Genomic DNA, 9,358 nt, shown 5'->3' with positions numbered 1-9,358 from the left:
CAACCCATGCTGGAGATTTACAAGAAACTCAACCCATCAATTTACGAACCGCCGTATACGAGACCCGTACGTACGGTGGTGTGAGAGGCGCACTCTGCCAGACATCTGGTAGAGCCGTCTACTCGATTAGCGGTTCGTTTTTTTGTCGTTCCACTCTTTCATATGTTCTTCAATTCGCAATTTGTCAATTGATAGTTGTTGTTTGAATGTTTCAAGCATCGTTAAATAGTCTGATTTAGAAAAATTGAGTTCTTCAAATTTGTCAAACCATTCTACTGTCGAGCCAACTTTTTCAGCTTCCCATTCTTTTGTTTTATCAATACCAATTTGTTTCCATTGTATCAAGTCTCCACAATTTCTTACTTCAGCAACAATTAATGTACAAGAAAAGTCATTGTCGTCAGGACACATAAGAATTGGGCAAATTGTCGTCTCGTTTTCGTTAGGTAAAATTCTTTTCCAAACGATTGCTTTTTCGTCCTCTCTTTCCATCCAGTAAACAAGTGTCGGAATAAGTCCTTTATACATACTGTTCGGATAAATTTCGTCAAGTTTTTCGTCAAGCCAATATCCGTCAATATGAAAATTTATGAAGTCCCAATAATCTTCATAATCACTTTTGTCTTGTATTCCTTCTATTCTGTTCATTGGTTTTTTTAAAATGACCGCTAACGGTTCGGGGCTTGGCGTAGTGGCGGCATTATAGCACTGCCGTTGATACGAAGCACCAAAGTTCAAATTTAGCACAAATGTTCATACGAAGCACTTCACCCGCCATTACGCCAAGCCCTTGTTATAGCCAGTGGTTCTTGTCCACCGTCCTTGTGAACCATTGTCAATACTGCATTTCTCCGTCTTTGTCGTGTCGGGATGTGCGGTTGCGTATTTTTTATTTTCAGAAAGGGTGGAGCTTTTTTTTAATTCAATTTTGTTTGGGCGGAAAAGGGATAAGCTCTTTTGCAAACTTTGGATTGTGTTTCGGCTTGTGCGGTTTGCAAATGTGCTTACACCTGTGTCGGGGCTTACATATAAATTATCCTTACACTAATCGTTTTGTCTGTGTTCAATTCAAAACTTGCTTTGGAAAAATTGGGTCTGTTTTTTAACCCTATTGACTGATAATTAGAAAATCCAATTCCCTCTTTGGGTAAAAGCAAACCTTTATCAATCTTTCCGTTATTGTTTTCATCGTGTAAAATATTCACGGCATATTTCCCTTTGGGCAGATTTTTAAAAGTAATTTCGGCTTTCCCATTTCCGATTTTCGCTTTCTCTAATCGGTAATAATTTCTGTAATCTTCATCAGGTATTGAGCCGTCTTTGTTGTAAAGGGCGAACTGTACAACGCCTTTTGAGTTTTGTAATTTTTCTACCTTAACGGTCAATGTGTAGGTTTCTGCCCGATTTCCCGAAAACGAACAGAGAAAAAAACATAACCCAACTGTCAGTATAATAAAAATTGTTGCTTTCATTTATTATTGTTTTTTATTTGAACCCAATTTTTCTTTCATTCTATCTACTCCGTAGTACACCATTGGCACTAAATAAACCGTCAATGCCAATGAAGAGAGCAAACCTCCAATAATTACCCACGCCAAACCGTTTTTCCATTCGGCTGCTGTTCCGCTGGCTAATGCTATGGGCAACATTCCTATTGCCATTGATAAAGTCGTCATTAAAATGGGTCGCATACGTTCTTTTCCTGCGGTAATCAATGCTTCTTTGTAATGTTTCCCCTCCGCTTTCAGTTGGTTGGTAAAGTCCACAATCAAGATGGAATTTTTTGTTACCAATCCCATTAACATAATCAAGCCGAGCAAAGCAAATAAGCTCAAATTGCTTAACGATAAATTCAAGGCTAAAAATGCTCCGATAGCTGCAACGGGTATGGCAAATAAGGCAACAAAAGGATAAATGTAACTGTCGTATAAGGCTACCATAATCAAATAAATCAGTAAGAATGAAATCAGCAATACTGAACCCAAAGCCCCGAAGCTGTCGTTTTGCCGTTTAATATCGCTTCCCCAAGTCATTTGTATGCCGTTTGGTAAGGGATTGTTTTTGAGATATGCCACGACATCGTCTGCTACTGTTCCCGAAGGTCTGCCGAGTGCATCGGAAGTTAATGTAACGGCAGGTTGTCGGTCTTTTCGTTCTAAAAGCGAAGGCGAATTATCTCTTTCAATAGTTGCAAACTGTGAAACTTCAATCGGAATGCCCATTGGATTTATAATGTTGAGTTGGTTTACATCATCATAATTTTTACGGCTGAATTTATCCAACCAAATCCGTACAGGATATTCTGTTCCGTTTTCCGTTAAAGTGGCATCGTCATTTCCTGTAAAAGCGGTACGCAAATTCATTCCCACATAAGCCGTGTTCAATCCTAAACGCTGCATTTTGTCTTTGTCAGGAATGACTTTTAATTCAGGGCTTCCTGCTTCTACCGAAAGCCGCACATTATCTGCTCCAGGTATTTTTTCAATGACTGTTTTTAAGTCATTACCTGTCTGCATTACCTGGTCTAAGTCGCTTCCGCTTAATGTAATTTCTATCGGTGCAGAACGTGGAATTAAGCCTAATGCTATCATTGAAAAATTGATGCCTGAATATTCTTTTTGCAAATCAGTTCGCAATTTTCGCATAAAGGTTTCGGTAGAAAGATTATTTGTTTCTTTCCTGGATTTTAGCTGAATAGTAAATTCGGTTTTATTGGCAGAACCAACTCCCAAACTTCCGATACCTGTGCTTGGTCCGCCTACATTGCTGAAAACAGTTGAAACTTCGGGTTGCTTCAAAATATAGTTTTCTATTTTTTCTGAAACCAAATTGTTTTGCTGAATGGAAGTGCTTTTATCAAACTCTAATGCCAAACGGAATTTCCCTTGGTCGCCTGTGGAAATGAGTTCCTTTCCAATAATTCCTTGCTTCATCATTACTGCTGTTCCTATAAAAAGAAGCAAAACAAAAACTGTAAAAACAAGTTTGTGATGTAAAACCCAATTTAGCGTTTTGCCATACCAATTGATAAATTTGTCTAACTGATGTTCAAACCAAAGCAAAAAACGGTTGAAGATATTAGTCGGCTGCAAATCTTCTTTTTTCCCGATGCGTGAAGCCAGCCAAGGCGTTAAAGTAAAACCTACCAATAAACTTGTAAGCGTAGATGTGATAACCACTACCGAAAATTGTTTGAGCATATCGGCAACAAAAACCTGTAAGAATAAAATCGGCAGAAACACAACCACATCAACCAATGTAATAGACAATGCCGAAAAACCGATTTCCATTCTTCCGTCCATAGCTGCTGTTCTTTTTTCTTTACCCATATCCAAATGACGTTGGATATTTTCTAAAACTACGGTAGCATCGTCCACCAAAATACCGATGATTAAAGACATTGCAAGCAAAGTCATCAGGTTGAGCGTATAACCCAAAAGCCACATCACGGCAAAAGCGGTAATTAAGGAAGTAGGAATGGCAACCAAAACAATCAATGAGTTTCTGAAACTTCTCAGGAACAGCAACATTACCAACGACACTAAAATAACGGCTAAAATCAAGTCAAACACCACCGAGTTAACGGCTGCAATGGTGTTATCGGTGCTGTCGTCCGTAACTACAAATTTTACATCTGCATTGGCATTTTGTTTTTCAATGGACTGAAATTTTTCCCTAATCAGTTTAGAAACATCAACGGCATTGGCATCGCCTTGTTTCTTAATCATTAAGCCAATACCGTTTTTACGGTTGTAACGGCTATACGAAGTAATTTCTTTAATGCCGTCTGTTACTTCCGCAATATCTTTCACATAAACAGGACTGTTTGGAAAAGGCATTGCGACCTGAACATTCTGAATATCATTGATAGTATTGAATTTGCCTACTAACCTTACCGAATTATTTTCCGTATCGGTTTGCAATTTTCCGGCAGGTAAATCAATCCCCGAACGATTGACGGCTTCCACAACCTGGTACAAAGAAATTTTATAGAGCTTCAATTTTTCTTTGTCCACCTTGATTTGAATTTCCCTTTCTTCTCCACCTAAAATGGTTATCTCTGCCACTCCTTTTAGCTGTTGGATTTGTGGCAGGTAATCGTCTTTCATTTTTTGATAAAACACTGTCGGCTCTAAATTGCTTGTTGCACTTACCGACATTATCGGCAAATCATTAGGCGAAACCTTACTCATTACCGGATTTTGAATATCTTTAGGTAAATCCTTTTTGATATTGTCAATGTAGCGTTGTGCATCCTGCATTGTTTTGTCTAAATCGGTTCCATATTTCAGATTAGCAATAATGATAGAAGCATTAGGCAATGATTTTGTAAGCAAATAATCTACACCCTCCAAATTGGAAAGTGCATCTTCAATTTTTCGGGAAACGGAAGTTTCTACCTCGTTGGGTTCTGCTCCGGGATAAACGGTTCTGATAACCACAACAGGCTGATTAAAATCGGGCATCAGCTCATAGCTCAAATTCTTGTAGCCGATAATTCCCAACAGGGCAAACACGCTGAAAAGTACGATAATCAGCGAGGGACGTTTAATTGATATTTCTGTAATATTCATTTTTGCTGATTTTATTTAGTCGTAATATTTGCTCCGTCAAACAGGTTGATAAAACCATTGATAACAATGACATCGTTTTCATTTAATCCACCTGATACAAGCGTTTTATTGCCGATATTTCTTGAAGTAATTATCGTTTGCAAAACAGCTTTTCCGTTTTTTATCAAATACACTTTTGCAATTCCATTTTCTTCCATAATGGCAGATGTTGGAATAAGAATACCTTGCTCTTGTTCGCTTTCAGAAAGATTAACTTTGCCAAACATTCCTGATTTGATACTTAGATTTTTGGTGTTTGCAACTTGAAATTGAATTGGAAAACTGTTGCCCATATTGGCTTTGCTTCCTATCATTGATACTTTGCCCGAAAGTGAAATGTCGGGATAAACATCTGCATTGATTTTGTAAGTTTGGTTGTTTTGGAATTTTACCAAATCATTTTCGGGAACATTGACTGTAAAGCGTAAAGTGCTTATGTCTGTTATTTGCAACAACGGAACTCCCGGTGCTGCAAAACCGCCTTCTTCATTAAGTTTGGCAGTTACAATACCGTTAAAAGGTGCTTTAATAGAAGTTTTGCTGATTTGCTCTAACAAAGTGGCTTTCTGAACTTTTGCAGTTTTCAATCCCAATTTTGCTTTTTCCAATTGCACACCTTGAACTGCATCTGCTTCCGTTAAAATCGTATAGCGTTTTACATCATCTTCCAAACCCTCAATCTGTACTTCAACTGATTGCAGTTGTAATTTTAATAGCGAATTATCCAATTGAATAAGCGTTTGTCCTTTGCTTACTTCACTCCCTACATCTACTAAAACCGCATTGATTTTTCCCTGTATGTCCGCACTAATTTTGGTTTCTTTGTTCGGTTCAAAAGTTCCTGTATAAGTCTTTGCGTCATCAATACTTTGCAAACGAATGGTGTCCACACTTACGGCAATCGGTTTTTCTTTGTCGTACTGATACACCTTGCTTTCGGTAGTTTCTTTATTGTTTTTCAACTTAAAAAACACAAGTGCTATTACTGCAATCAAAGCAATTATCCCGATTATTTTTTTCCAATTCATATTCTTGATTTTTATCCGTTATTTTAATTCTTAATTGTTCCTGCCAACTTTTTTAGCTCCAAATCCGCTTTCAGATAATCTATCACTGCCGACAGGTAATTTTGCTGTGCTTCACGAAGTGCATTATCAGCCAATAAAACATCGGTAAGTGTTGCCGTACCTTGCTTTTGTTGTAAAATGGTTTGCTCATAAATAGATTGAGCCAAAGTGATTTGATTTTCGGTATTGATGACTGTTTGCTGTGCAATCGTTCTTTGCCTTAAAGCATTTTCAGTTTCCATTTTGTTTTTATCGCCAATCAGTTGAGCCTGCAATTCGTTATTGCTGATTTCCAGTTTTTTTTGATTGATTTTTCGCTGTGTAACTGTTCCGTTGAAAAGCGGGTAAGTCAGTTGCAAACCTGCAAAGCCTATGGGATAAAATTTCAGAAAGTCATTTGGGGTTTTGTCGTAGCCAAAACCTGTTGTTCCGTAGGAAGCAATCAAATTAAGCGAGGGTAGAAATCGTGATTTGTTCAACGTACTCAATTCGCTGTTCAATAGTTTGTTTTGTGTCTGAATAATCTTCAAATCCAATATATTTTCTACATTATTTTCCGTCAAGGTTTGCTGTTCGATTTCAGAAACAACGGTAATATTTCGCTCCAATGGGATACCGATATTCAGTTTTAGTGCATTTAGAATTGAAATGTATTTATTGTGAACGTTTTCCCTTTGGGTATTTAACTGCTCGGCTTGCAATTTCACTTTACTCACATCTGTTCCCTTTGCCAATAACTGTTCTTTCAAAAGTTCCATATTCTTTAAGAGCTTTTGGGTATTTATCAGATTGCTTTCCAAAAAATCCAATTGATGTTTCAATATTTGAGCGTTATAATACAGCGTAGTGATGTCGTATAAAACCTGTTCTTCCGATTTTTGAAATTGAAGCTGTGTCAGTTCGTTGGCAATTCTTGTATTCTCAATCGCTCCATAAACCTGCGGATTATACAACGGCATTGCCAACTGCACATTTGCATTGATGTTGTGCGGAACACCAAATTGCAAATCTCTGAATTGCCCTTCGGGTGCTTGCGGATTGAGTGCATTCATCGGCATTAGCTGTGTAGGCAATTCCATAAAATATTTGTAATCGGCATTGGCAGTAACTTTCGGAATGAGATTGGCTTTTGCTTCTTTTTCCCTTTGTTCGCTGATGCGGATATGGTTTCTGTTGATTTGCAGGGTTTTGTTATAGACCTGTGCCGTATCAATACATTGTTTCAGTGTCCAGACTTCTTGTGCCTGAACAGTATTCCACCCGATAAATATCAACGGAATAACAAGTAGCTTGTGAGTGTTCACTAACATAATTGAGCAAATTTTTTTGTTTTCTATCATTTTAAGTTATTTAATCTCCTCCTATCATTTTTGAGGTAATTCCTTTTTTGTTAGAAAATTCAGCTAATACAATTCCTACCAAATGCAAAAGAATAAAAATAGGAAACCAGTAAATTCCCCATTTGTGTACGGTTTCAATATCTTCTTTCCATTGTGGTAAAAATCCTTTTTCTATACAGATACCTGTAACAGCCGAAATAAAAACAAAAAGATAAAAGTACACATAAGTAAAACCCTGTAACCGTTCTTTAAGCGGTTGATTGCTTTTAAAGGGATTTGGAAAACGAATACCTTTTACAAGCATATAAATAATCCGTGCTAAAAAGGCAAAAATCATTATGTGAGCAAAAACTTCGTGCCATTGCCACATTGGTTCTCTTATCGCTTTGGCAATGTCCGTCATTTGTTCTTTAGGTATTGCCGATGTTTTACTTTCAATAACAGCAACAATATTGTTTTTATTCATCCAATACATACGAAGAAACCCTGTAATGAATAAAACAGGCATTGCAAAAGCCATTATCCAATGCAGTACCCGATGAAATATTGTGAATTTTTGTTGGGATTTCATCACTAAGAAAATTTAGTTAAAATACTGATGATAGTGCTGATACGAATGTTGCAGGTGCAAAACGGTTTCATTTGCTTTTGTTGCATCTGTTTCATTTTCCAACGTCTTCACTATTTCAAGGTGTGGGTGCAACCATTTGTGTAATTCATCGTGGCTTTTTCCGCCCATTGTACAACTTTTTATGAGTTGGCTATTTTGGTCTTTTACCTGTTGAGCTAATGCTTTATAATCGGTCTGATTATTTTGGATATAAGCATTTACCAGTTCTTCGCCTTTCAATACAAAGGGTTTCATTTCTTCGTTCACCAACCATTTTTCGCCATTGTTGAGTTCAATAGCTTCGGAACTCTCATCGTGGCGATGTTCTGCGTGATTTTCTGTTTCCTGATGTGTAGTTGATTTTTCAGTGGAATTATTACAGCTCCACAAAAGCATAAGGCTCATTCCAAATACAATTACTTTTTTCATATCTCAATTATTTTTTTTCAATCATTTTTAAAATTCCCTCCAAAACTGCTTTCCCGTCTTTCATCAGGTTGGATTTATGCCCTGACAATTTCCATTTCAATACGGTCATTCTCATTCCTCCAAGTATAATAGTGGTAAGCGTGGAAGCATTGATTAGCTTGCCGTATTGCTCTGCTTTTTGTCCTTTTTCAATGTTTGCATTGACATATTGGTGCATTAATTCCATTATTTCGGAAACTTTATAACTCAATCCCTCATCATAATGAAAAATACTTTCCGCAAAAATGACACTAACAATCGCAGGCTTATCTGTAAAGGTTTGCAGTTGCGATTTAAAAATATCCCTCAATTCATCTCCTGCCGTTGCGTTAGGATTTACAGGAATGTTACTTATGCGGTTTTTCATTCCTGTTATGAAATAGTTGAGCAAACCAAGTAAAATATCATTCTTGCTTTTAAAATGACGGTATAAAGCCGGTTCGGATAAACCAATATCGGCAGCCAGCGTTTTGATAGTCAGGTTTTGAATACCGTAAGCATCAATCCGAGCCGTTGCAGCTTCCATTATTTCTATTTGTCTATCTGTGAACTTTTCCATATTATTTGTTTGCTAACTAATCACGTTAGTTAGTATTCACTCGCAAAGGTAGAAATAGTTTTTTAAGTGACAATATTTTCTTGAAAAAAGTTTTTCACTTCTTTCAAATCGTCATTAAAAGCGTTGGCAAGATTTGGCTCTTTTGGTTTTGTGAGGCGTTGGGTTGTGTGTTGGGCAAAACCAAATGTGCCAATGCGTGTCGGCTAAAATTGAATTAAAAAAATGTGCGGTGGGAAAAATAAAAAATACAGAAAGGTAGGCAATGAGTGTCGGCTTACTTGCTGTTTAATTGTTAAAATGGTTACTGTCTGTTAATGTTCGGAGGGTTGTCCTACCATTGGCTATAACGGTTAGTATATGAAAAGTAGGCGATTTCGAAGCACTAAACTTTCGGTTAAGCACAAAGATTGATACGAGCCAAAAGCCTTGATTTTACTACTATTTCGCCTATTTTGTATATACATTGTTAGCGGTTCGGGCTTTTTTTCTTCGGTCAGCAACATTTCTCGTCTTGTTGAATTGGTGGACATTTCTCGCTCCCATAACTGCAATAAACACAGCAGTCTCCTTGTTGTGGTTTCAATACAGTTTTGCAGTTTTCGCACTCGTAAAAGTATTGGCAAGCATCTGTCGGCATTGTTTCTTCTTTTTTGTGTCCGCAGTTGGGGCAAGTGATTGTTGATTGCAATTTTATTTCCATT

General features: G+C 37.3%; 9 protein-coding genes. All 9 read right to left on the bottom strand.

Annotated features, from left to right (window positions below; translation table 11 throughout):
• Positions 1-126 precede the first annotated feature (126 nt).
• A complete protein-coding gene (locus ACFSAH_RS04990; protein WP_379661598.1) occupies positions 127-648 on the bottom strand; it encodes a hypothetical protein in 522 nt (173 codons plus the stop codon).
• Between the two features lie 374 nt (positions 649-1,022).
• Positions 1,023-1,472 (bottom strand): DUF2141 domain-containing protein, encoded by a 450-nt coding sequence (locus ACFSAH_RS04985; RefSeq protein ID WP_379661597.1) that lies wholly within the window; start codon positions 1,470-1,472, stop codon positions 1,023-1,025.
• Positions 1,473-1,475: 3 nt separating this feature from the next.
• Positions 1,476-4,574 carry an efflux RND transporter permease subunit gene (locus ACFSAH_RS04980; protein ID WP_379661596.1) on the bottom strand — a complete coding sequence of 1,033 codons (3,099 nt, stop codon included), beginning with the start codon at positions 4,572-4,574 and terminating at the stop codon, positions 1,476-1,478.
• Positions 4,575-4,585: 11 nt separating this feature from the next.
• Positions 4,586-5,641 carry an efflux RND transporter periplasmic adaptor subunit gene (locus tag ACFSAH_RS04975; protein WP_379661595.1) on the bottom strand — a complete coding sequence of 352 codons (1,056 nt, stop codon included), beginning with the start codon at positions 5,639-5,641 and terminating at the stop codon, positions 4,586-4,588.
• 23 nt (positions 5,642-5,664) lie between these two features.
• Positions 5,665-6,990, bottom strand: a complete 1,326-nt coding sequence (locus tag ACFSAH_RS04970; RefSeq protein WP_379661594.1) for a TolC family protein — start codon at positions 6,988-6,990, stop codon at positions 5,665-5,667.
• A 40-nt stretch (positions 6,991-7,030) separates the two neighbouring features.
• Positions 7,031-7,591, bottom strand: coding sequence for a cytochrome b/b6 domain-containing protein (locus ACFSAH_RS04965; protein WP_379661593.1), 561 nt, complete (start codon positions 7,589-7,591; stop codon positions 7,031-7,033).
• A 12-nt stretch (positions 7,592-7,603) separates the two neighbouring features.
• Positions 7,604-8,059 (bottom strand): hypothetical protein, encoded by a 456-nt coding sequence (locus tag ACFSAH_RS04960; protein WP_379661592.1) that lies wholly within the window; start codon positions 8,057-8,059, stop codon positions 7,604-7,606.
• A gap of 7 nt (positions 8,060-8,066) precedes the next feature.
• Positions 8,067-8,657 carry a TetR/AcrR family transcriptional regulator gene (locus tag ACFSAH_RS04955; RefSeq protein ID WP_303443237.1) on the bottom strand — a complete coding sequence of 197 codons (591 nt, stop codon included), beginning with the start codon at positions 8,655-8,657 and terminating at the stop codon, positions 8,067-8,069.
• Positions 8,658-9,150: 493 nt separating this feature from the next.
• Positions 9,151-9,357, bottom strand: a complete 207-nt coding sequence (locus ACFSAH_RS04950) for a GDCCVxC domain-containing (seleno)protein (protein WP_008992943.1) — start codon at positions 9,355-9,357, stop codon at positions 9,151-9,153.
• Position 9,358 lies beyond the last annotated feature (1 nt).

It is taken from the genome of Pseudopedobacter beijingensis, assembly GCF_042678145.1.
In the GTDB taxonomy this organism is placed as follows: Bacteria; Bacteroidota; Bacteroidia; order Sphingobacteriales; family Sphingobacteriaceae; genus Pseudopedobacter; species Pseudopedobacter beijingensis.
The sequence above is the reverse complement of the archived record's forward strand: the minus strand, read 5'-3'. Positions and strand labels throughout refer to the sequence as shown.

Excerpts from the sequence above, each read along its gene's own strand:
- ACFSAH_RS04990 (WP_379661598.1), bottom strand. The coding sequence starts at position 648 with ATGAACAGAATAGAAGGAATACAAGACAAAAGTGATTATGAAGATTAT.
- ACFSAH_RS04985 (WP_379661597.1), bottom strand. The coding sequence starts at position 1,472 with ATGAAAGCAACAATTTTTATTATACTGACAGTTGGGTTATGTTTTTTT.
- ACFSAH_RS04980 (WP_379661596.1), bottom strand. The coding sequence starts at position 4,574 with ATGAATATTACAGAAATATCAATTAAACGTCCCTCGCTGATTATCGTA.
- ACFSAH_RS04975 (WP_379661595.1), bottom strand. The coding sequence starts at position 5,641 with ATGAATTGGAAAAAAATAATCGGGATAATTGCTTTGATTGCAGTAATA.
- ACFSAH_RS04970 (WP_379661594.1), bottom strand. The coding sequence starts at position 6,990 with ATGTTAGTGAACACTCACAAGCTACTTGTTATTCCGTTGATATTTATC.
- ACFSAH_RS04965 (WP_379661593.1), bottom strand. The coding sequence starts at position 7,591 with ATGAAATCCCAACAAAAATTCACAATATTTCATCGGGTACTGCATTGG.
- ACFSAH_RS04960 (WP_379661592.1), bottom strand. The coding sequence starts at position 8,059 with ATGAAAAAAGTAATTGTATTTGGAATGAGCCTTATGCTTTTGTGGAGC.
- ACFSAH_RS04955 (WP_303443237.1), bottom strand. The coding sequence starts at position 8,657 with ATGGAAAAGTTCACAGATAGACAAATAGAAATAATGGAAGCTGCAACG.
- ACFSAH_RS04950 (WP_008992943.1), bottom strand. The coding sequence starts at position 9,357 with ATGGAAATAAAATTGCAATCAACAATCACTTGCCCCAACTGCGGACAC.